The following is a 22,792-nucleotide window of genomic DNA, read 5'->3' as shown; positions in this document are numbered from 1 at the left end:
AAAGTATTAGATTAAAATTATTAGACCATAGAATAGCTCAGCCTTAACTTAATAAGTACTAAGCCATGAAATCTTTAAGCTATAAATAAACGAAGCTTTTAAGCAGGCACTATATATTAAATGGAGAGTTTATATGAATCAGCACCCCTTGCTAATGGAATTAGAACAAACGGCAGATAAGTTTATCAAAATCCGTCATGACATTCACCAACATCCTGAACTCGGCTATGAAGAATTTCGTACCAGTGATTTAGTGGCAAAGAATCTTGAAGATTGGGGTTATACGGTTACTCGAGGACTAGGCGGTACAGGTGTGGTCGGTCAAATTAAAAAAGGCAATGGTAGCCGAAGCTTAGGGTTGCGAGCCGATATGGATGCCCTACCCTTAACTGAGCTTACTGATTTACCCTACGCTAGCAAACTTGAAGGAAAAATGCACGCTTGCGGTCATGATGGACATACCGCCATGCTATTGGCAGCAGCCGAGTATTTAGCATTAAACGCAGACTTTAATGGCACGCTTAATTTAATATTTCAACCTGCTGAAGAAGGACTTGCAGGGGCAAGGCGCATGATAGATGAAGGGTTGTTTGAAAAGTTTCCCTGCGATGCAATATTTGGCATACATAATATGCCAGGCTATAAGCCAGGACAGCTTTGTTTTAATGAACAGGCATTGATGGCATCTGGAGACCGTATAGATGTTACGTTGCATGGCAAAGGTGGCCATGGTGCAATGCCTCATTTGGCAAGTGATCCTGTGGTGGCAGGCGCGGCAATTATTATGGGACTACAGACTATTGTTTCTCGTAATATTGACCCGTTAAAAACGGGAGTGATTACGGTCGGGGAATTTAAGTCAGGTCATACCGATAATGTCATCCCCGATACTGCCGTATTAAAACTAAATGTTCGAAGTTTAGACCCTGACTCACACGAAACATTGTTAAGCCGTATACAAGAGATGGTAAACCATCAAGCAGCTGCTTATGGTGTGACGGTTAGTTTTGATTTTATCACTCATTACCCTGTGCTCATGAATAACGCTGAACAGACTCAATTTGCTCGCAAAGTAGCCCAGGAGTTGATTGGGAAAGATAACACACTTACTGATATAAAACCTTTGACTACCAGCGAAGACTTTGCCTTTTTCTTACAAGAAGTACCAGGGTGTTATTTATTTATTGGCAATGGTACGGAAGCCACAGGGGGACCTGGTGCTTGCTCAATCCATAACCCAAATTATGACTTTGATGACACTAACATCCCTATCGGGGCTGCTTATTGGGTTTTATTAACCCAAAGGTTTTTAGTATAATTTTCCTCTTTTGTTAACGACACCATATTCTATTTGTATCGCTGTAGCATTTTAGTTGCTATGATTTTAGTTGCTTTAATTCTCTATGACTTGGGGCAAGACGGATTCGTTATCCTCAGCACTGGCTGTGATGTCAACAACCTGAATAATATCGATGATAGAGAGCCTTTAAAACAAGGGATGGCAACCTGAACCTTTAGATGCCTGCTTACTGAATCAACGCTTATTAATTGAGAGGGTGTATGATGAGCTTCTTATTGGTTTCCATATAAACCTACTTTAAAGAACGTGTCAGATTATGGATAAGTCGCTAAACTTAAAGGGGTTATAGGGGGTTATCTAGAATTTAGGTTAAGTACAAAAGTTTCAGCCTCAAGTAGAATTACTTGAGGTTTTATTGTGCCTGCTTATTTTTGCAATGTATCTTTAAGTGCTTGATTTATAACGATTCCATTAATTTAACGTAATATATAAACAATAATATTGATCTAACGCATGGAACTTAAGTATAACGTTAAAATAGTTTAAAACAATTTAGATATAATTCATACTAATCTATTGGGCAGGTTGAACAATAGATATTATTGGATTTGTTAAGATAACTTAATCTAAGAATTTACAAAGTAGATCATTTAAAGATTCGTATCTAAAATAGGGCCTATGTTTTTAGTTTATTTTTAAGAGTTTTTCATTTTTTTTACAGCATAAGTCCTATTTTAGGCTTGCATTTTTCATCATATCAAGGCAAGGTAATTGGTTGCACATTAAATAAATGCTTGATGAACATAAGTAATGTGTGAGCATTGTAAGTAATTTTCTTTATTTACTATTTTCTTTTAGAGATTATTTATTTAATTTTGCAAAAACTAAGCTGGCTTTTAAAAGTTTACAACAAACATATAAGCTAATGTAAGCAAAATGCTACATTATATAAATAAGATATATTTATGCTGGTAAAGTGCAAGATATATTAAGACCAATTCATGAGGTATAGTTCTATGAGTCAATTAACAGTAGGTTTGGTGGGATGGCGTGGCATGGTTGGTTCTGTGCTTATGCAACGTATGGTTGAAGAAGGCGACTTTTCTGGTATAACTCCAATTTTCTTTTCAACCAGCAATGCTGGCGGTAATGCGCCTATATTTGAGGGTATTAAACATACGGATGCCACTAAAACTCTAAAAGACGCTCATGATATTGATGCCTTAAAACAGTGTGATGTCATTATTACCTGTCAAGGCGGGGACTACACAAGCGCTATACATGAGCCTTTACGTCGTTCTGGCTGGACAGGTTATTGGGTAGATGCCGCCAGTAGCCTGAGAATGGCAGAGTCCAGCGTTATAATTTTAGATCCCGTCAACCGCTCGGTTATTGATGATGCTTTGCAAAAAGGTACTAAAGATTTCATTGGCGGTAACTGCACCGTGTCATTAATGTTAATGGCTATTGGCGAGTTATTTAATCGAGACTGGGTTGAGTGGGTTTCAGCCATGACCTATCAAGCGGCAAGCGGATCGGGCGCAAATAATATGCGTGAGCTAATTAATGGTATGGGAATGCTACATAATGTGGTGGCTGATGAGCTTGCTGATCCTGCAAGCGCAATATTAGCCATTGATAAAAAAATTGCTGATGCTCAGCGTAGTGAGGATTTCCCTATTCAGCATTTTGGTGTGCCCTTGGCTGGTAGCTTGATTCCATATATTGATAGTCAACTTGACAATAAGCAATCTCGTGAAGAATGGAAAGGCGGTGTAGAAACCAATAAGATTCTTGGTAACCAAGGCGACAATACTATTCCCATTGATGGCCTGTGCGTTCGTGTCGGTTCTATGCGTTGTCATGCTCAAGGACTTACAATAAAACTAAAAAAAGATATTCCTCTTGATGAAATCGAAGCTGCACTTAAAAGTAGTGGTAATGAATGGCTTGACTTAGTAGAAGACGATAAGGAAGCGACCATGCAGCGTTTAACACCTGTGGCGGTTACAGGTAGCCTTACTGTCGCTCTTGGACGCTTACGCAAGCTAAATATGGGCCCAGAGTATCTTGCAGCATTTACAGTAGGTGACCAACTTCTATGGGGCGCTGCTGAACCCTTACGTCGTATGCTACGTATTATTCGTACATCAAGCTAGTAATTAGCGTGTTATTTAATTTAAGTTTAAAAAACCCCAACTGTTGATAGTTGGGGTTTTCATTCATGCCGCTATTTTATAGCCACATCACATGTCAAAATTTGCCACCATCTTAGAAGGTTTTATTTTAGGATAATAAAAAACCCAAGCGATGTTAGTACATTTCACTAACATCGCCTGGGTCTTTTGGTTATGCGAGAAACGATAACCTGCGGTCTACCCCATTAAAGAAGTAATAAAAACAATAGTCACGCCAATTGGTGCAACAAACTTTGTAATAATTTGCCATAGTTTCCATGCACCGTCAGATAAACCTAACTCAGCTTTTATCTTATCTTGATTCATGACCCATCCAGCAAATACAATGGCTGCTAGACCAGTCAAAGGTAGCATGAACTTACTTGTCAACTTATCTAAGAAGTCGAAGATACCATTACCCATAATCATAACATCAGACCATAAGTTGAATGATAGTAAGGCGGCAATACCTAATAACCATATCAATACACTCGCAGCAACTGTAGAAGTCGTACGGCTCATTGATGTCCGCTCCTCTAAGAATTCAACTGAAGGTTCCAATAAAGAGATTGAAGAGGTTAATGCTGCAAAGGTAATGAGTAAAAAGAATAATGTACCTAGGATAGTGCCCGCTGTCATACTACCAAAAGCAATAGGTAAACTAACAAAAATCAACCCTGGCCCTGCAGCAGGATCCATTCCATTCACAAAAATAATTGGGAAAATCGCTAAGCCGGCTACTAAGGCGATAACCGTGTCTAAAATGACAACGGTACGAGCCATACTTAAAAGACTGACATTATTGCCCAAGTATGAACCATAGGCGACCATAATACCCATACCTAATGATAGCGTAAAAAATGCATGACCAAGAGCTGATAAAATAATACTACCACTTTCAGGCCCTAACAGCTTTGATACATCTGGCGAAAATAGGTAGACTACAGCATCGCCAAAACCACCACTGACAACGTTATAAGCCACGATAATTAAAAGCAAAACACCTAATAAAGGCGTCAAGATTTTAGCTGCTTTTTCGATACCACTGGAAACTCCCATAGCGACGATAATAGCGGTTATTATCATGAATACTGTATGCCATATGGTCAACGTGCCTGGAGAGGCTAACATGGCATTAAATGTCTCGCCTACTGCATCTCCGTCTAGCCCTACAAAACTACCTGATGCCAACTTAGTAATATAATTTAGAGCCCAACCGCCAATCACACTGTAGAAAGATAAGATTAAAAATCCACCTAAGATACCTACTAGGCCAACGATACCCCAAATCTTGCTTGCACCTTCTTTTTTAGCAACATCGGTAAAAGCGTCCATTGGGTTTTTTTGAGCACGTCGTCCAATCATCCATTCTGCGACTAAAATGGGAAAGCCGATAAGGGCAATACAAATAAGGTACGCCAGGACAAAAGCAGAGCCCCCGCTCTCACCAACCATATATGGAAACTTCCAAATATTGCCTAGTCCAACTGCTGATCCGACTGCAGCTAATACAAAGCCTAAGCTTGACCCCCACTGGGCATGGTTTTGTTTGTTTGACATTTTATTTCCTCTGACCATCTATGGCATTTTGCAACTATACTGGCTTATAAAAGACTGGCTTATAAAAAGATTAATTATTAGGCCTAATGCTCATTTAGATAATGAAAATTAAATGAGCACACGTGCTCATACAGTGTTACAAACATTATACTTTTATAAACTTATTAGCAATACGTATTTACATTGTTTAGAAAACAAGTTTCTTTCAAACGAGTTTAAAAGTCAAGCTACTAAACATAAAAAAGCCATAACAGAGGGTTATGGCTTTTTTATACACAAAATAATCAGTCTATTAACGTACTATTCCACGCTTACTATTTTTTAGAGAATCTATAAGCATTTTAACTTTAGGCTCTCTAGGTAAATACTCATTGGTTAAAATGTCAATTGCTTGATTAGTGGTTTTTCCAGACTTAAAAATAATCTTATAAGCTTTACGCAGTATGTTTATGGTTTCTTTAGACCAGCCTTTTCGGCGCATACCTTCTATATTGAGCCCGTGAGACCCCGAAGGGTTACCAGACACCAAAGTCATAGCAGCAACGTCTTTTAAAATGAGACTGCCCCCACCGATTAAACTGTAATCATCGATACGACAAAACTGGTGAATGCCAGCATTACCGCCAATAATCGCATTATTGCCAATATGAACGTGTCCTGCGACACCTACGTTGTTGGCTAAGACGTTATGATCCCCTACGACACAATCATGAGCAATGTGAGTATTTACCATAAATAGATTATTGCTGCCAATTTTAGTCAGAGAATTATCTTGTATTGTGCCTCTATGAAAGGTACACAACTCTCTAATATTATTATTATCACCAATCTCTAACCATGTTTCCTCGCCCGCATATTTTAAATCCTGACAGTCCTCTCCAATACTTGCGAACTGATATATCGTATTACTTTTACCAATACGTGTATTTTTACTGATTACTACATGCCGTAATAGCTTAGTACCAGCATCAATACTCACATTATCACCCACGATACAATAAGGTCCAATAGTGACAGTTTCATGTATTTGTGCGGTATCAGATATTATTGCTGTGGGATGTATACGCATCTTAGAACGAACCTATTAGATTGGTAAAATAATTGATTTATATGAGCATTCAATTCGATGCTCTATATTGCTGAACGTGTCTATCAGATAGCGCTTTTACTAGAAGGCATCGCTTGACGAGCAATCATAACTTGAGCTGAAGCAGCGAGTTTATCATCAACATAAGCCCGGCAGTTAAACTTATAAATATCCTGCTTCTCCATGGTCAACTCAGACGTTAAGATAAGCTGGTCGCCTGGCACTACTTGCTTCTTAAAGCGGACTTTATCTACGCCAGCAAATAAATATAAGTATCCGTCTTCTGATGTTTTTCCTTTACTGATAAAACCAAGTACGCCTGAAAGCTGAGCCAACGCCTCTACAATTAGCACACCTGGCATAATCGGAACATCAGGAAAATGACCTTGGAAAAATGGCTCGTTAAAAGTGACGTTTTTATAACCCGTTATTGAGAGACCAGGACGACATGATATGACTCTATCAAGCAACATAAATGGATAGCGATGTGGTAAGTAATGCTTTAACTGACTATAACCCATGGGTAATGTAACACCAGCTTTCTCAAGTGCCAAGTTATCATCAGATGTCATGATATCTTTATCTAGAACATTTGCTGAGTTACTACTTTCTTTTGCCTTAAGGGTATCTTTACTCATTATTCTTCCTTGAAAATCATCATCATTATTTGTCTATAATTTTGTATCTACTTCTTGCATACATCTAGTATTAGCATGCCCATAACTAAGGCTGTGATTTTAACATTAACCTTAGGCTTGAGACCACAAAAAGTGAGTTTTAATTTATAGTGCACCTGTCAGTGTAATCTAGTTATTCTTCTTGCCCATGGTTCTAAAGTTAACCACAGCTCTACGCCAGTCCATTGAAGGCATAGCCACCGTTCCTGAAGAATAAGAGCCTGACTTTTTAATAGACTTAGTAACCATTGTCATGCTCGTTAAAGTCACGTCATCGGTAATCTCAATATGCCCCACTATACCCACACCACCAGCAATGATACAGCGTTTTCCGATAGTGGTACTGCCCGCTATCCCAGCTTTTGCTGCAATGGCAGTGCCGTCACCAATACGAACATTATGTGCAATCTGTACTAAGTTATCGATAATCACATGATTACCAATAATAGTATCCTCAATAGCGCCGCGATCTATACACGTGTGGCTACCAATGCGCACATGGTTACCAATGATAACTTTGCCGAGCTGAGCAATACGCTCCCATCCTTCTACTGCTGGGTTTGCTGTGGGTGCAAAGCCAAAGCCTTCAGAACCTATGCTAGCATGAGCATGAATACGAACATGGTGACCTAGCTGACAATCGTGAGCAATACTGACATGAGATTTAATAACACAGTTATTGCCAACTAAAACATCGTCGCCCAGATAAACATGGCTTTGAATGACTGTACCAGCTCCGATACGCACATTATCGCCAATAACGCTATACGCGCCTACTGAAACATTTTTACCTATTACCGCCTTCGATGCTACTTGTGCAGTAGGATGAATAAGGGGGAGTGATTGCTGCTCACCCAACTGCTGATGTGATCGATCAAATAACTGAGTCGCACTGGCATAAGCCAAGTAAGGCGAGGATACAATAACCCCAATAGTTTCCTGCGGGACTTTGTCTAGCATATCAGTAGTAATAAAGACTGCAGCTGCCTTTGTATGGGGTAGTTCTTCTATATATGCCGCATTTGAGACAAAGCTCAATTGCTGAGAATCAGCTTTGACTAAACTACCCACACCCGTCAGTTTTTTCCCCTCCGCTACGCCAGAGATATCGTCAATATTCAAAACTGGCTGTCGTACCATGACAGCTTCAAGAATAGTGCTTAATAGAACTTTAGCATTTTGCGTAGCGTCCTTTTGCGTACACATTGCTAGAACGTACTACCAATCTGGAATTGCACTTGCTCTGTTTTATCCGTTTCTTTATCGTTAAACGGCACGGCATAGCTTAGTGAAATTGGACCAATTGGTGTGTACCATGTAATACCTGCACCCGCACTAAAGCGCATTTCATTGTCTTGAGTCAATAGCGGCGCACCCTCATCTGATTCAACGAATTTAGCAGTATTCTTATCATACTTAACCTTTTTATCTTCTTTATCAGAGGTATCAAAGACTTGACCGCCCTCGACGAATAATACAGGACGTACCTGATCTGCCCAGTCACCTTTAAAGGGCATAGGTAGTATTAATTCTGCGCCAATGTTGGCTAACGCATTACCACCTACCCTTTCCACATAAGCTGTTTTACCATCAATAGCATTATCTAAGCTGCTAAAAATGACAGAGCGCGGCCCTAAGCTTGACGCTTCAAAACCACGCACTGAGCCATACCCACCTGCATAGAAGTTTTCATAAAACGGCAGATCATTACCATAACCAAGTTTTGCATAACCACGTGCAACAAAGTCTTTATAAACGGGGTAATAGACGTTACCTTTATAAACCACCTTTTGATAATTCTCGTCGCCAAATCCTAACGTTGCATTAACAGAATGGTTCATACCTTTTGTAGGAAACACGGGTCTGTCTAGTGAACTATAATCCCAACCTAGGAGCAGACTAAAGGTATCATAATCATTGTTGAAAGAAGTTCTATCAACATCTGCATAGTTGGTTACCTCAGCGCCATCTTCAATCATCTCATAGACATTAGAGATACCCATGTTTTGGCCACCTCGTACTTCGGTATTATCGTAGTTTACACCCGCACTAAGTCGCTTTGTTTCATCAATAGGATAGCTGTAATTTAGTGTGCCACCATACGAGTCAGTCACATAATTACTAACGTTCTTGTCGTCATATTTGGTTTTTCGATAATAAGCACTAACGCCTTGTGAAACGCCGTTTTCGGTGAAGTAAGGATCTGTATACCCTAGACTATATGAATCACGAGTCTCCGAACGAGACAACGCAGCGTTGACACGATTACCTGTTCCCAAGAAGTTTCGCTGGCTAAAATCTAACTGAAAGGTAACACCGCCACTTTGTGAGTAACCGGCAGCAATTGTTGAACTACCTGATGGTTGCTCTTCAACCGAGAAGTTAACATCTATTTGGTCTGGTGTATTTGGCACAGGCTTAACATCAACATTGACTGTTTTGAAAAAGCCTGTTCGCATCAACCGTACACGAGAGGCATTAATTTTTTCATTAGAAGCCAGCGCTCCTTCTAGCTGCCTCATCTCACGACGTAGCACCTCATCCTCAGTTTTGGTATTACCATTAAAATTAATTCTTCGAACATATACTGGTCGTGCTGGGTCTATAAAATAATCGATATCAACAGTTCTTTCCGCATTATTGATACGCGGAACAGGACGTACTTGAGCAAAATAATAACCATCGTTCCCATAAAAGGTTTGTAGCGCACTGGTAGTCGCCTCTAACTTAGCTTGGGAATACTGTTCGCCTGTTTTAAAATCAACATATTCATTTAAGCTTTGAACATCATAATTAGGATTACCGAGGAAATTAACATTCCCAAATTTGTACTGTTCGCCTTCTGAAATACTGATCTCAATAAATACGCTATCTTTGGCATCATTTATATTTAAGACAGCATTGTCGACACTAAAGTTAACAAAGCCCTCGTTCATATACATAGACTTTAGATTCTCTAAACTAGCGGCTAGTTTTTCTTTGGCATATCTATCAGATTTAGAAAGCAGTCTTGTCCAAGACTTTTCTTTTACCGCAAAGACATCTTTAATATCTTCATCGCTGAAATACTCATTGCCAATAACGTTGATATCGACTACTTTTGCGGCTTTACCCTCTATAAACTTAATATCTAGTTTAACTCGGTTGCCATCTAGCAACGTTTGGCTGACATCTATATTACTGTTGTAATAGCCTTGACTGATGTATTGCTGTTGCAATTCATTTGCCACATTCTGTAATGTCGCTTGTTTTAAAACATCACCGACCGATACTCCAGCATACTTAAGACCTTCCTCTAGGCCCTCTTTAGGTATCAGTTTATTACCTTCAAAATTTACCTCAGCAATAATAGGACGCTCTACAACATGATAAGTAATACGTCCGCCATCTACCGTGGCTTGAATATTGGCAAAATCATCAGTGGCGTATAGGGCTTTGATACTCTGCGCAAGATCATCATCAGTCATTACCTCGCCTATCGCAGAAGGCAATAAAGGATATAAGCTCTCTGGCGTCAGCCTCTGAAGACCTATAAAGTTAATATCGGTAACCACAGTGTCCGCAGCCTGAGCCGATACAGCAATTACTGCGGTTAATAATGGTGTTGCGGCTAATAGAGCCATTCTAGATAAAGACGTTTGCATACATACAATCCGTGATTCAAATTACTTACTAAATTTAAGACAATTTACTATGATTTAATCAGTCTATCTTAGTCTATTCTGTTAACGCATCAACGCATTTTTTACTTGAAGCGTTGCTTTGCTAAAACTGCCAGATTAGAAATAACGACTGAAATCATTTGTAATTGCCAATATCATAAAACCAATTAAAAATAAGAAACCCACATTAAACCCAATAATCTGCATTCGTTCCGAAACGGGTTTGCCCCGCACTAACTCAATGAGGTAGTACAGTAAATGCCCTCCATCTAATACAGGGATAGGCAGCAGATTAAGCACCGCTAAACTCAAACTAATGATGGCAGCGGTAGACAAAACTTGCTCCCAACTGATATCAAAGCTCTGTTTACTGATGACTGCAATCGTAATAGGACCAGAAAGGTTATCAATACCTACTTTACCTGTCAGCATTTTACCCATTGAGCTTAAGGTCATGCTGGCAAGTTGCCCAGTTTTAGCAAATGCTTTGCCAACCGCACTTATAGGATCATAGGCAATCAGAGATTTGTAGTCGTCAGGTACCTTAACCTCTATTGGGCTAATGCCTGCACCAATCTTACCTATTATCTGACCTGTACTGCTTTTCTGCCCTTGCGGCATAATTTTCAAATCGACTTCTTGACCATCACGCAACACCTTAAAGTCAAGAAGCTTTTCTGGATTCTGTTGAATAATACGGGTTGCAGCGAACCAATCATTCACTGGTATAGCATCAATCGTTAAAATCTTATCGCCAACTTTCATACCTTGTCGAACAGCGGCACCTTCAGGCGATAGCTGTCCAATAATAGGCTCGATGTGTGGGCGCCAAGGCAATACACCGATACTACTTAATGTGTCTTTTCCTACCTGACTCCCCTGCATAAACTCTACAATTGGCGCCTCATAGGTGGTTGTATCATAGGTGTTTACATTGTTATGATTACTGCGATCAGTTTGGCGATTAGCAGGCTGGAGTGAGTTGTCATTAACCTCATCAACCTTAGCCACTGAAATGGCCACTTTGCCCGTCTCGCCCATACGATCGGCCAGTCGGTAATTAATCTCTTCCCACGTCTGTACCTCATGACCATCAATAGCAATAATTTTATCGCCTATTGGCAGGTTTACTGTTGCTGCTGGCGACTCAGGCAGTACGGAACCGATACGCGTATTAAGCTGTTCCGTTGGTACTAAAAACAATATCCAAAATAATGTGATGGCAATAATAAAGTTCATTATTGGACCAGCAGCAACGATAGCAATCTTTTTTAAGGGGTGTTGATTATTAAATGCTAAGTGTTTTTCACTATCATCAACACTGCCTTCTCGCTCATCAAGCATTTTGACATATCCACCAAGTGGTAAGGCAGAAATACGATAGTTAATACCCGATTTTTTGCTGGTCCAACTGGCAAGCTTAGGTCCAAAACCTAACGAATAGGTTAAAACTTTTACCCCGCAAAGACGTGCGACAATATAATGTCCCCACTCATGCAGTGCTACGAGAGGACCAAGTACTGCGATAAAAGCCAGCACAAACAACATAAATATCATCAAGTCCGACATGCAGCTACCTCTTGCTTAGCATGGGTTCTTGCCAACCCATCAATATGCATAATTTCATCCAGACTTGTCAGTTTTTGAGAAGTGTTATTAATATCAGTAGCCATTTTGTCCAAAACTCTTGCATTTATCAGTGCAATATCCGTTAACAAAACTTGCTGGTTTAAAAATGCCGCCACTCCTACCTCATTCGCTGCGTTTAACTGGATGCTAGCCACTTGACCAGATTGCATAGCATTACGAGCTAACTTTAGACACGAAAACTTTTCTAAATCTGGCTCGATAAAATCAAGTGACGTTAATTTATATAAATCTAAAGACTCAATCCCTGTTGCTATTCTTTCGGGATAAGCCAGTGCATGCGCAATAGGTGTTTTCATATCTGGGCTACCCATTTGTGCCAAAAAGCTACCATCGTCGTATTCTACTAAAGAGTGAATGATACTTTGCGGATGAATGACCACATTAATTTTTGATTCTGGCAGATCAAATAAAAAACAGGCTTCAATAAGTTCAAGCCCCTTATTCATCATAGTCGCTGAATCTACTGATATTTTTTGTCCCATAGACCAATTGGGATGATTAACTGCCTCACTAACGGTTGCCGCTCGCATATCCTCAAAAGATTTATTTAAAAAAGGCCCGCCAGATGCCGTTAACCAAAGTTTTTTTACCCCGTATCTCAAATCATGGATTCGAGTATTTTTTTGCTGTATTTGTTGTGGCAGGCACTGAAATATAGCGTTATGTTCTGAATCTAGCGGTAACAACGTTGCACCATTGTCATGCACCGCTTGCATTAATAATGTCCCTGCCATGACCAGTGCTTCTTTATTGGCTAACAAGATACGTTTACCAGCTTTAGCCGCAGTTAATGTAGAGGCTAAGCCTGCTGCACCAACAATAGCTGCTACTACTGTATCCACCTGTTTATCACGACAAATATCATTAAGACCAGCCTGACCACCAACCACATCACAGCTTAAGTTTGCAAGTTGAAGCCGCTTTGAAAATTCATCTACCTTATTTTCGGGGACACAAACACGGCTAGGTTTTAATTGCTGACACAGCTTAAAAAGTTTATCTAAACGGCTATACCCCGATAAAGCATAAACGTCGTAGCGTTCAGAGTAAGTCGTCAAAAGTGCAAGTGTGCTGTCACCAATCGAGCCTGTTGCACCGAGTACGGCTATGCGTTCGGTCATAGATTACCTGTTAATAATTTGATAATTAAACACCTTCTTAAATGTAAAAAGATAAATAAGATAAATATAAAGTTACATAGAATAGCCAAAAAAAACTATTCTGAGTTGTTTTTGCTACGCTCAAACATTTAATCGATTAAACAACAACATAAACAGCATACCTACCTCTAAACTAAAATATCTGCCTGTCTTAAAAGCCAAAAACCAAAAGCAAATATGGGCGTGGCTGACAATAATGAGTCAATTCGATCAAGTATACCGCCATGACCTGGCAGTATCGTACCCGAGTCTTTTACATTAGCGCGACGTTTTAGCATCGATTCGAATAAATCGCCCAATACAGAAGACAAAATGGTTATCCCAGACAGTACAACAAAGGATACTAAAACTAACCCAGATAGATTAAGCTTAAATAAGCTAATAGCTATAACAACTGTGAGCCCTGTTAATAAACCGCCGACAAGACCTTCCACACTTTTATTAGGAGATACATTGGGTGCCATTTTTCGACGACCAAATTTGCGACCCACGAAATAAGCACCACTATCTGCACACCAGACCAACATAAAGACATACATGAGCCACCAAGGTGACTGCTGCCATAAATAAAACATAGCGGTAATAGCGCCAGTCAAAATAACGACACCCATTAAAGAAAGACGTTTACCATACCAACCCGTTGATACCGGGTATTTAGTAACCCAAGAAAATGCCATCAGCCATATTACCACCGAAGCTAACCACCACATGGGCCAAATTTGTGGTGCTAATAGCGTTAACATGGTTAGGGTTAAAACAAGCAACACAAATACCCAAGCTTTATCCCATCTTGGCATCAGCTTTGTCCATTCATGGGCGGCTATCGTAACACCTACTGCTAGTAGAGGCACAAACAAATATGGCGATTCGCTTGCAAAAAGAGCAATACCAACAATAATAATGAGAATTACTGCTGTCTTGATGCGTATCCACATAATTGTTTACCTTAGATGATAATATAGCAATATTGTTATTGCTAAATTTTGGCTTACTAGCTTCTAGAATCTAGTGTAATGACAGAAATAGAATAAAGAAAGTAAGTGCCCTTAAGACTAGGGTGTTAAAAGCGCAACCTTTAATCTATATTGTCTATTATTCTATAGTGCCCTCAATTTGTTCACTGGTTTTGCCAAATCGGCGCTGACGCCCTGAAAACTCATCAATCATTTTACCAAGCTCGTTAGCGTTGAAGTTTGGCCATAATGTATCCGTAAAAAATAATTCTGCATAAGCGGACTGCCAAAGTAAGAAGTTAGAGATTCTATATTCGCCCCCTGTACGAATTAGCATATCTACAGGTGGTTCATCGGCAAGTTGCATATTTGCATTCATCAACTCAATATTGATGTCATCTGCAGACAATACACCTTGTTCGACTTGTTTAGCCAACGTTTTAGCAGCATTGGCAATATCCCACTGCCCACCATAGCTAATGGCAATAACCACTGTCATAGCATCGAAATGCTCAGTTTCCGCTTCGGCATCGGCCATCAACTTTTGCAAATCAGCATCTAACTGACTTCTATCTCCAATGAATCGTATGCGAGTACGGTATTTGTTCATTCTAGGCATTTGTTCATGTATGGTGGCTTCCAATAAACGCATCAAAAGCGCAACCTCACTAGGCGGACGCTGCCAATTCTCACTTGAAAAAGCAAATACGGTTAGTACCTTAACGCCAACTTCTAAACAATACTCAACTAAGGGGTCTAATGCATCCTTTCCAGCGACATGCCCTTGACCTTTAGGCATACCACGCGCTTTCGCATAACGATTATTGCCATCCATAATAATGGCAATGTGCTGTGGTACTTCAACGGGATGAATAGCCCCTTTATCTGGCTGCTGTGCTGACGTTTGCGATTGTTTCATAGCAACCTTTTTACTGACCATTGAAATAACATATTGTTTTAAAAAACGTTTTAACCTAGTTTAAAATATAATTAGACTTCCATTAGCTCTTTTTCTTTGACTTCAAGCTTACTATCGATTATGCCAATATACTTATCCGTTAACTTTTGAATATCATCACTTGCACGACGTTCATCGTCTTCACTGATTTCCTTCTCTTTTGCTAATTCTTTAATGTCATTGAGCATGTCACGGCGTACATTACGGATAGAGACGCGGCTATTTTCTGCATCACTTCGTGCCAGTTTTTGCATATCACGGCGTGTTTCTTCCGTTAATGCTGGCATGGGTACACGAATGACATCGGCACTACTTGGGTTTAACCCTAAGTCTGCTTCGCGAATGGCCTTATCAACAGCCTCTACCATTGAACGTTCAAATGGCTGAACTAAAAGTGTCCGTGAATCTTCAACATTTATACTGGCCACTTGGTTTAAGGGCGTATCTGACCCGTAATAGTTAACCATCACACTAGATAACATACCTGGGTGTGCACGGCCTGTACGTACCTTACTAAACGCATTCTCAAGAGCTTCGATGCTCTTTTTCATACGGTCTTCACCGTCTTTTTTAATATCATTAATCATTTTGATTCCTTATTTTGATTCTATACAGTATGAAATAATTTCTGAGTTTAACCTGTTTCACAACTAGGGTTTAACTATTTAACCCCGAAAACTGCTACTTAACACTGCTAAATCATCAGTGAGTAAACAATGAGTTAATAAAAAATGCGTGGGTAAAAATGGCGAGTCTTCAAGCCTTTACAAACTACTACCTTATTACCACCAAAAAATCTATCGCATTCAGCGTGTCATCACAATTTTGTGATTTGCAAGATGGTGCTTGCAAGTATGTCATCAATCATACATGCCCTCATTGAAGCCATAGACTAGTGAAATACTTTAGTGCCTTCTATTTCGCCCATAATGACATTCAATAGTGCGTTTGGTTTGTTCATATCAAATACTTGCAGCGGTACATTATGCTCACGACATAATGCAATTGCCGTTAAATCCATAACCCCAAGCTTTTGCTCAAGGACTTCATCAAAGGTTAAACCGTCGTACTTTTTAGCATCATTATGAATACTAGGGTCTTTATCATAAACACCATCAACCTTTGTGGCCTTTAAAATAACGCCTGCTTCAATTTCAATACCTCGTAAGCATGCTGCAGTATCTGTGGTAAAAAACGGATTACCCGTACCTGCCACAAAAATACAGACATCCCCATTTTTAAGATAACGGATTGCATTGCGGCTACTATAGCTTTCAGTCACTTCACCAATTGGCAAAGCCGACATTAAGCGTGTGTTGATATTGCGGCGCTCTAGTGCATCACGCATCGCAAGACCGTTCATTACCGTGGCGAGCATACCCATTTGGTCACCGGTTACTCGTCCCACTAACCCTTCCTTTTGCAGCTGACTACCTCGGTACAAGTTTCCACCGCCAACCACAATACCAACCTGAACCCCTAACCCGCACAAATGGGCAATTGCTAGACTCATTTTATCTAAAACGGCAGTATCAATACCCATACCTTTGCCACCAGCTAATGCTTCACCTGATAGCTTAAGCAAAATACGTGAATATTGAGGATTTTTATCAGACATAGGACACCTTTTTAGTATATTTTAGTAAGCGATTAAAGGGATGCAAAACTTGAAGGGCTCAGCGTTGCTGGGCGCTAGCTTATTCACGTTTAATCATTCTTATTGAAATGGTACACCGTCGTTTATTCTGTTATCAATTTAGATTAAAAATGGCGCTATAACGTAATTGTGGCTCTGAGCATTAAAATGATTCTAACTTGAACAAAGACTGAGTGTATCAAAATAAGCTGAATAAGGACGTTATACTCAGCTAATCTTATTGTTAGGGCTTATTATGACCACTTTCAGATCTGCTAAAAATTCTTACTGGCTTGCTATTAACTAAATAGCTTAAAACCAAATGTAACTAATTTTATCAAAAAACTGAGTTTGCATATAGCAATATTTAGCCGTTAACACTTTTAACTGTTAAATATAAGTATTAAACCTTGCACAACACTTATTAAAGGTTTGAATTTCGCCTGTAGTTAAGCCTATAATTAAGAGGTTAGCGCTTATAAATCAAAATACCTTCCTTAAAGGTTAGAATGCATTAGAATCACTTCTAATTAATAAGACATACAGTACAGTTAAGAAGATACAGCACCTTTAATACCAATCGTCTCAGATTAACCCGCTATTATAAGAAGCAAACAAGTCATACTCACTGGCTTCATCTATGGTTACCATCAACATATCGCCTACTTTTACCTGCATCACTCCCGCAACAACAATGCCGTCGACGTAGACATGACCATCAATCTCAGGCGCATCAGAGTAACTTCGGCAAATAGCAATATTATCTTGCGTATCAATATCATCTACCAACACAGTCATCGTTTTGCCGACTTTTTCTTGTAATTTTTGTTCGGAAATTTGTTGCTGTACCGACATAAACCTATCATAACGCTGCTGTTTGATCGCTTCTGGTACTGGGTTTGGCAGATCATTCGCCACTGCACCTTCAACCTCAGAATAAGTAAAACAGCCTACCCTATCTAATCTCGCTTGTTTTAACCAATCAAGCAAGTATACAAAATCTTCTTCCGTTTCACCTGGAAAACCCACCACAAAAGTAGAACGAATAACAATGTCAGGATTAATGTCACGCCATTTTTGGATGCGTGCCAAGGTGTTTTCGCTGTGAGCTGGCCGTTTCATAGCCTTCAAGATAGCTGGACTGGCATGCTGTAAAGGAATATCTAAATAAGGCAATAAACCGCCTTTATCAGTAGGCTTTGCCATTAGTTCGACAACCTTATCTACGTGAGGATAAGGATAAACGTAATGTAGGCGCACCCAAATGCCTAATTTCGCTAACGCCTGGCACATATCATAAAATTTCGATTTAAGCGGCATCCCATTCCAAAAAGCAGTTCTGTATTTTAAGTCCAGCCCATATGCTGAGGTATCTTGGGAAATAATTAATAGCTCTTTAACCCCTGCTTTTTGAAGGGCTACAGCTTCATTCATGACGTTATCTATAGTCCTCGATACCAGATCACCACGTAGGCTTGGAATAATGCAGAAAGTACAGCGGTGGTTACACCCTTCTGATATTTTTAGATACGCATAATGACTTGGCGTCAACTTTACACCTGCATCATTAATCAAATCAATCTTAGGGTCATACTGGTTTTTATCTCTAAGCTGGGTTGGCATAGGGGCATGCTTTGCCACTGCGGTAACTACCTCTTGATACGCATGCGCCCCTGTCACTGCCAATACCGAAGGATGCATATCCCGTATTTTGTCAGCATCCTTGCCCAAACAGCCTGTAACAATGACTTTACCATTGCTGTTTATTGCCTCTCCGATCGCGTCCAATGACTCTTTAACAGCGGATTCGATAAAGCCACAAGTATTCACTACCACTAAGTCAGCACCAGCATAATCCGAAGCAACCTGATAGCCATCACGAGTTAACTCTGTAATAATGCGCTCACTATCAACAAGTGCCTTAGGGCAGCCGAGTGACACAAAGCCAACTTTAGGGGTTATTAAAGTTGGCTCGATTGAATCGTTGTTCATCATAAGCTTGTGACCAGATTGCTCAATACTACGATTCTGATTGTGATTGGCTTTATGATGGTAGGCAGCATTTTGTGCCGATTGGGGCTGAGTTGAACTATTTAAATCTGTTTGAGAAGACTCAAGTAAATTATTTGGTATAAAAATAGAAACCGAATCTGTGTGGCGTTGGCTTGGCATAAATAAATACTTATCAATAAAAAATGAGGTTAAATAAGGTGTGCATTTTAAACACCATTAACTGTTGCGCATTGTACGAACTTTTGCATCTCTATACCAGTATATAAAGATTATTCATACATTTACATAACAGGTTATTATGTAAAGCAGTAAATTCCGTCTGCTAAATGATGTCTGAGCATATTAATACGTGCAGAAAAGATATGATTATCCTATGTTAAAACATTGCGTTCAGACGTCAATTACTAACTTTGCTCGCTCCTCAATTCAAATATAGTTTAAATACTGTTATAGTCGAGTCAATTCGACGTTTAGCAACAAAAGTAAGTAGGAGGCGAATGCTGCTTCATACGAGGTTATTTCAACAGCAATTTTAAATTGAATTGAATCCAATGACCTAAATGAGAAAACGCAAGTAAAACCTTAATTCATATAGAACCGACACAACGTAACCTATAACACAATTACAAACTAATAGCTGAATGATAGTTAAATGATACCTACCTCACACGATATGCCTGATACCTCCTCCATACTCCAGCATCTATATACTGGTGTTATATGGGTAGATGACTCATTTATTATACGCTGGGTAAACACACAAATTGAGCAACTGTTTTCTGCCAGTCAAGCCCGCCTAATTGGGTTAAATGTGTTAGATATTTTATTGCCTATCAATGCGCATAATGAAGATATTACGGATATGCGCTCAAGGATACCTCCCCACTCTCCCTCTCCCTCTCCCTCTCCCTCTCAAACTAAAATAACCACAAATTATAGTGGCAGCAACTTAAACATCAAGTTTATTAATGCAAAAAGCTTCCAACAACCTTTTATAGAATATAATAGACAAGTCAAAGGAGTCATCGCCCCTGTTTGTGTAGACTACAGCGTGACACCCGTTGAGCAAAATGGTAAAACGGGGTTCTTGATTGAAGTATGGGAGAAAAACCGACAAAGTCGCATCGATAAAGAGCATCAATTACAACAACAGCACGAAATAGCTAGAGAAATGCTGCGCGCCGTTGCCCATGAAGTCAAAAATCCCTTGGCTGGCATTCGCGGGGCCGCACAGCTACTTATCAAACAGACTCGAAAGCAACCTCAACTACAAAAAGATCTTTTACAAGTCTTAAAATCCGACCCATCAATTAGCGCTATTACCCATTATGGTAACATGAGTGAAAACATGACAATGGTTGATGCTACAAAGCTAAGCACCTACGCAAATATAGTGATTAACGAGACAGATAGGCTTACAGACCTTATTGGGCAACTACTGGGTTCCAATAAACTGCCAAATTGGCATACAGTCAATATCCACCAACCCATTGAGCATGTATTATTACTCACTCACACACAGTACCCTGATGTGCATATTGTGCGAGATTACGATTTATCGCTACCCGATTTAGTTGCAGATAAAGACCAACTCATTCAAATCTTTTTAAATTTAGTCAATAACGCCTATGCAGCCATGCTAGAACACACCTATGCCATTGATAGTCGTACCGTTGATAAAAATAATAAGCCAACATTGACCGTAAGTACTCGGGTTGAACACCAATATACAATTGATGGCATTACCCACCGTCAGGTTATTAGAATCGGTGTGCATGATAATGGTGCTGGCATAGACCCACAAATGATGGATCGAATATTTTTCCCAATGGTTAGCGGGCGTGCTAACGGTACAGGACTTGGCTTGGCTTTGGTTCAAGAAATGATTCATCAGCATCAAGGTACTATCGAAGTAAATTCAGAACCTGGTAATACCAGCTTTTGGATTTATCTGCCATTTAAACAGCAAAAATAAACCTGTATAAAATGAAATTTTTGATGTTTAAATTTTGATGTTTAATAAGTTAAATAACGGGTTTAATTAAACCGTATTAAATGAAAGTGGATACTAAGAAAGCTATATATGGACAAAAAATGACAGAAAAAAATACGCTATGGTTGATAGACGATGACCCCGCACTTAGATTGATTCTAGAAGACACATTTAACGATGCTGGCTTAAACGTTATCGTATTTGCAAACGCTAAAGGGGCGTGGGCTAAACTCAATGATGCCCTGCAAAAACCAAATGATAGCGCTGCATTACCTGACGTTATCTTAACCGATATTCGTATGCCAATGATGGATGGCTTATCATTTAGCGAATGGGTAAATACTCATTTTCCTAATGTCCCAATTGTGATAATGACAGCACACTCTGATTTGACCTCTGCTGTTGATAGTTACCAAACCGGTGCATTTGAGTATTTACCCAAGCCTTTTGACTTAGATGAGGCAGTCACGGTTATAAAAAAAGCCATCAACACAGTGAGTGCTGATATTGATTCAAATTCAGATATAAACCTTGATCCAAGCACTTACCTAACTGAAGATAAACGCAGTGACACAACCCCTATTATAAACAAGAATGCAGGAGCAGCTATTGAACAAACAGTACCTATTCCTAAAAATACAAGTCAAAGTACTCCAAACTCATCTAAGTTAAAACGAGCGCCTAACAAGCCTCAAAAAAATAAAGTTACCACAAACAACATCCGTATCATCGGACAATCTTTACCAATGCAGGCCGTATTTAGAGCAATAGGCAGGTTATCTAAATCACCAATTTCGGTGCTCATTACTGGTGAGTCTGGGACCGGTAAAGAGTTGGTTGCCAGTGCCTTGCATCAACACTCTCCAAGATCTAAACGACCGTTTATTGCCCTTAATATGGCAGCCATACCACATGACTTAATTGAATCAGAGCTTTTTGGTCACGAAAAAGGCGCGTTTACTGGTGCTACCACACTACGTCAAGGTCGGTTTGAACAAGCAGATGGTGGTACCTTATTTTTAGATGAGATTGGCGACATGCCTTTTAGCACTCAAACCCGTCTTTTGCGGGTGTTGGCAAATGGCGAGTTTTTTCGTGTAGGGGGGCAACAACCTATTAAAGTAGATGTACGCATAATCGCCGCTACTCATCAAAATCTCGAGCAATTAGTCAAAGAAGGGAAGTTCCGTGAAGACTTATTTTATCGGCTAAATGTCATACGCCTACCTTTGCCACCGCTTCGAGCCCGCCGCGATGATGTACCAGAGCTGGTAGATTTCTTTATGCATCGTGCCGCAATTGAAATGGATACCGAACAAAAGCAATTATCCGAACAGGCTATGTATCTTATGCAAGCTTTTGATTGGCCCGGTAACGTACGACAACTTGAAAATGCTTGCCGCTGGATCACAGTGATGGCCATCGGTAATGTGGTCAAAACTGAAGATTTACCGCCCGAGCTGACCGAATTTGCACAACAGTCCATGACTGACCTTGTTGCCACTCAATTTGACCAAGAAAGCATATATCGTCAGTTAGCCTCCGATGCAACCGGTACACACACTCAAACTCAGAAAGACATTATAAATAGCAGCTCAAACAGTCGTTTCTTATCCAATGCACATTTACCTACTACACAGCTGCCTGCTACGCAATTAGCTGCGCCAAGTTGGCAACAGTTACTAACCGCATGGGCTGAACAAGCATTAGATTCCGGTAAAACTGATATCTTACAGACAGCTGCCCCTGAATTTGAGCGTGTCCTATTACAGGCTGCTTTAAAATATACGAAGGGCCGTAGAGGCGAAGCTGCTGAATTATTAGGATGGGGCCGCAATACCTTAACCCGTAAAATAAAACTGCTGGGATTAGATGATTTATAACTAATTAGGTTGTCCAATTTAGTGGTCTGATTAAGTAGTAAAGCTCGTCTTCCCATGCAGGAATGCACATTTTATTTTCTAAT

The 22,792-nt window shown here is 39.8% G+C and carries 16 protein-coding genes; 4 read left to right on the top strand and 12 right to left on the bottom strand.

Features of this window, described 5'->3' with window-relative positions; genetic code table 11:
- Nucleotides 1-133 precede the first annotated feature (133 nt).
- Nucleotides 134-1,318 carry a M20 aminoacylase family protein gene (locus tag AC2SLN_RS02230; RefSeq protein WP_486549568.1) on the top strand — a complete coding sequence of 395 codons (1,185 nt, stop codon included), beginning with the start codon at nt 134-136 and terminating at the stop codon, nt 1,316-1,318.
- 998 nt (nt 1,319-2,316) lie between these two features.
- On the top strand, nt 2,317-3,459 hold the full coding sequence (asd, locus tag AC2SLN_RS02225) for an aspartate-semialdehyde dehydrogenase (RefSeq protein ID WP_486549566.1): 1,143 nt from the start codon (nt 2,317-2,319) through the stop codon (nt 3,457-3,459).
- Between the two features lie 216 nt (nt 3,460-3,675).
- Here asd and AC2SLN_RS02220 read toward each other — a convergent pair whose 3' ends face one another.
- From AC2SLN_RS02220 to rimO, 12 genes are all read right to left on the bottom strand, one after another.
- Nucleotides 3,676-5,037: a sodium-dependent transporter gene (locus AC2SLN_RS02220; protein ID WP_486549564.1), complete on the bottom strand. Its 1,362-nt coding sequence runs from the start codon at nt 5,035-5,037 to the stop codon at nt 3,676-3,678.
- A gap of 292 nt (nt 5,038-5,329) precedes the next feature.
- Entirely contained in the window at nt 5,330-6,106 is a 777-nt protein-coding gene (gene lpxA, locus AC2SLN_RS02215) for an acyl-ACP--UDP-N-acetylglucosamine O-acyltransferase (RefSeq protein ID WP_486549562.1), read from the bottom strand.
- Between the two features lie 83 nt (nt 6,107-6,189).
- Nucleotides 6,190-6,762 (bottom strand): 3-hydroxyacyl-ACP dehydratase FabZ, encoded by a 573-nt coding sequence (gene fabZ / locus AC2SLN_RS02210; protein WP_486549560.1) that lies wholly within the window; start codon nt 6,760-6,762, stop codon nt 6,190-6,192.
- Between the two features lie 168 nt (nt 6,763-6,930).
- Nucleotides 6,931-8,007, bottom strand: coding sequence for a UDP-3-O-(3-hydroxymyristoyl)glucosamine N-acyltransferase (gene lpxD, locus AC2SLN_RS02205; RefSeq protein ID WP_486549558.1), 1,077 nt, complete (start codon nt 8,005-8,007; stop codon nt 6,931-6,933).
- 2 nt (nt 8,008-8,009) lie between these two features.
- The gene (bamA, locus tag AC2SLN_RS02200) at nt 8,010-10,445 is read right to left on the bottom strand and encodes an outer membrane protein assembly factor BamA (RefSeq protein ID WP_486549556.1); all 2,436 of its coding nucleotides are present in this window, start codon (nt 10,443-10,445) and stop codon (nt 8,010-8,012) included.
- 135 nt (nt 10,446-10,580) lie between these two features.
- Nucleotides 10,581-12,020 (bottom strand): RIP metalloprotease RseP, encoded by a 1,440-nt coding sequence (gene rseP, locus AC2SLN_RS02195; RefSeq protein WP_486549683.1) that lies wholly within the window; start codon nt 12,018-12,020, stop codon nt 10,581-10,583.
- Nucleotides 12,020-13,234 carry a 1-deoxy-D-xylulose-5-phosphate reductoisomerase gene (gene dxr, locus AC2SLN_RS02190; RefSeq protein ID WP_486549555.1) on the bottom strand — a complete coding sequence of 405 codons (1,215 nt, stop codon included), beginning with the start codon at nt 13,232-13,234 and terminating at the stop codon, nt 12,020-12,022. The genes rseP and dxr overlap by 1 nt, the downstream gene beginning before the upstream one ends.
- A gap of 167 nt (nt 13,235-13,401) precedes the next feature.
- Nucleotides 13,402-14,208 carry a phosphatidate cytidylyltransferase gene (locus AC2SLN_RS02185; RefSeq protein ID WP_486549553.1) on the bottom strand — a complete coding sequence of 269 codons (807 nt, stop codon included), beginning with the start codon at nt 14,206-14,208 and terminating at the stop codon, nt 13,402-13,404.
- A 157-nt stretch (nt 14,209-14,365) separates the two neighbouring features.
- Nucleotides 14,366-15,145 (bottom strand): polyprenyl diphosphate synthase, encoded by a 780-nt coding sequence (gene uppS, locus AC2SLN_RS02180; protein ID WP_486549551.1) that lies wholly within the window; start codon nt 15,143-15,145, stop codon nt 14,366-14,368.
- 71 nt (nt 15,146-15,216) lie between these two features.
- The gene (gene frr / locus AC2SLN_RS02175) at nt 15,217-15,771 is read right to left on the bottom strand and encodes a ribosome recycling factor (RefSeq protein ID WP_486530112.1); all 555 of its coding nucleotides are present in this window, start codon (nt 15,769-15,771) and stop codon (nt 15,217-15,219) included.
- A gap of 305 nt (nt 15,772-16,076) precedes the next feature.
- Nucleotides 16,077-16,802 (bottom strand): UMP kinase, encoded by a 726-nt coding sequence (pyrH, locus tag AC2SLN_RS02170; protein ID WP_486530113.1) that lies wholly within the window; start codon nt 16,800-16,802, stop codon nt 16,077-16,079.
- 603 nt (nt 16,803-17,405) lie between these two features.
- Complete coding sequence (rimO, locus tag AC2SLN_RS02165) at nt 17,406-18,992, bottom strand: 30S ribosomal protein S12 methylthiotransferase RimO (protein ID WP_486549550.1); 1,587 nt, start codon at nt 18,990-18,992, stop codon at nt 17,406-17,408.
- 493 nt (nt 18,993-19,485) lie between these two features.
- Between rimO and AC2SLN_RS02160 the strand changes: the two genes are divergently transcribed.
- Together AC2SLN_RS02160 and AC2SLN_RS02155 are read left to right on the top strand one after the other, a co-directional pair.
- The gene (locus AC2SLN_RS02160; RefSeq protein WP_486549549.1) at nt 19,486-20,808 is read left to right on the top strand and encodes a two-component system sensor histidine kinase NtrB; all 1,323 of its coding nucleotides are present in this window, start codon (nt 19,486-19,488) and stop codon (nt 20,806-20,808) included.
- Between the two features lie 119 nt (nt 20,809-20,927).
- The gene (locus AC2SLN_RS02155; RefSeq protein WP_486549548.1) at nt 20,928-22,709 is read left to right on the top strand and encodes a sigma 54-interacting transcriptional regulator; all 1,782 of its coding nucleotides are present in this window, start codon (nt 20,928-20,930) and stop codon (nt 22,707-22,709) included.
- The last annotated feature ends 83 nt before the right edge of the window (nt 22,710-22,792 follow it).

It is taken from the genome of Psychrobacter sp. CX90, assembly GCF_057396305.2.
This window is presented reverse-complemented; position numbering and strand designations above follow the sequence as displayed.

Excerpts from the sequence above, each read along its gene's own strand:
- AC2SLN_RS02230 (WP_486549568.1), top strand. The coding sequence starts at position 134 with ATGAATCAGCACCCCTTGCTAATGGAATTAGAACAAACGGCAGATAAG.
- asd (WP_486549566.1), top strand. The coding sequence starts at position 2,317 with ATGAGTCAATTAACAGTAGGTTTGGTGGGATGGCGTGGCATGGTTGGT.
- AC2SLN_RS02220 (WP_486549564.1), bottom strand. The coding sequence starts at position 5,037 with ATGTCAAACAAACAAAACCATGCCCAGTGGGGGTCAAGCTTAGGCTTT.
- lpxA (WP_486549562.1), bottom strand. The coding sequence starts at position 6,106 with ATGCGTATACATCCCACAGCAATAATATCTGATACCGCACAAATACAT.
- fabZ (WP_486549560.1), bottom strand. The coding sequence starts at position 6,762 with ATGAGTAAAGATACCCTTAAGGCAAAAGAAAGTAGTAACTCAGCAAAT.
- lpxD (WP_486549558.1), bottom strand. The coding sequence starts at position 8,007 with ATGTGTACGCAAAAGGACGCTACGCAAAATGCTAAAGTTCTATTAAGC.
- bamA (WP_486549556.1), bottom strand. The coding sequence starts at position 10,445 with ATGCAAACGTCTTTATCTAGAATGGCTCTATTAGCCGCAACACCATTA.
- rseP (WP_486549683.1), bottom strand. The coding sequence starts at position 12,020 with ATGATATTTATGTTGTTTGTGCTGGCTTTTATCGCAGTACTTGGTCCT.
- dxr (WP_486549555.1), bottom strand. The coding sequence starts at position 13,234 with ATGACCGAACGCATAGCCGTACTCGGTGCAACAGGCTCGATTGGTGAC.
- AC2SLN_RS02185 (WP_486549553.1), bottom strand. The coding sequence starts at position 14,208 with ATGTGGATACGCATCAAGACAGCAGTAATTCTCATTATTATTGTTGGT.
- uppS (WP_486549551.1), bottom strand. The coding sequence starts at position 15,145 with ATGAAACAATCGCAAACGTCAGCACAGCAGCCAGATAAAGGGGCTATT.
- frr (WP_486530112.1), bottom strand. The coding sequence starts at position 15,771 with ATGATTAATGATATTAAAAAAGACGGTGAAGACCGTATGAAAAAGAGC.
- pyrH (WP_486530113.1), bottom strand. The coding sequence starts at position 16,802 with ATGTCTGATAAAAATCCTCAATATTCACGTATTTTGCTTAAGCTATCA.
- rimO (WP_486549550.1), bottom strand. The coding sequence starts at position 18,992 with ATGCCAAGCCAACGCCACACAGATTCGGTTTCTATTTTTATACCAAAT.
- AC2SLN_RS02160 (WP_486549549.1), top strand. The coding sequence starts at position 19,486 with ATGATACCTACCTCACACGATATGCCTGATACCTCCTCCATACTCCAG.
- AC2SLN_RS02155 (WP_486549548.1), top strand. The coding sequence starts at position 20,928 with ATGACAGAAAAAAATACGCTATGGTTGATAGACGATGACCCCGCACTT.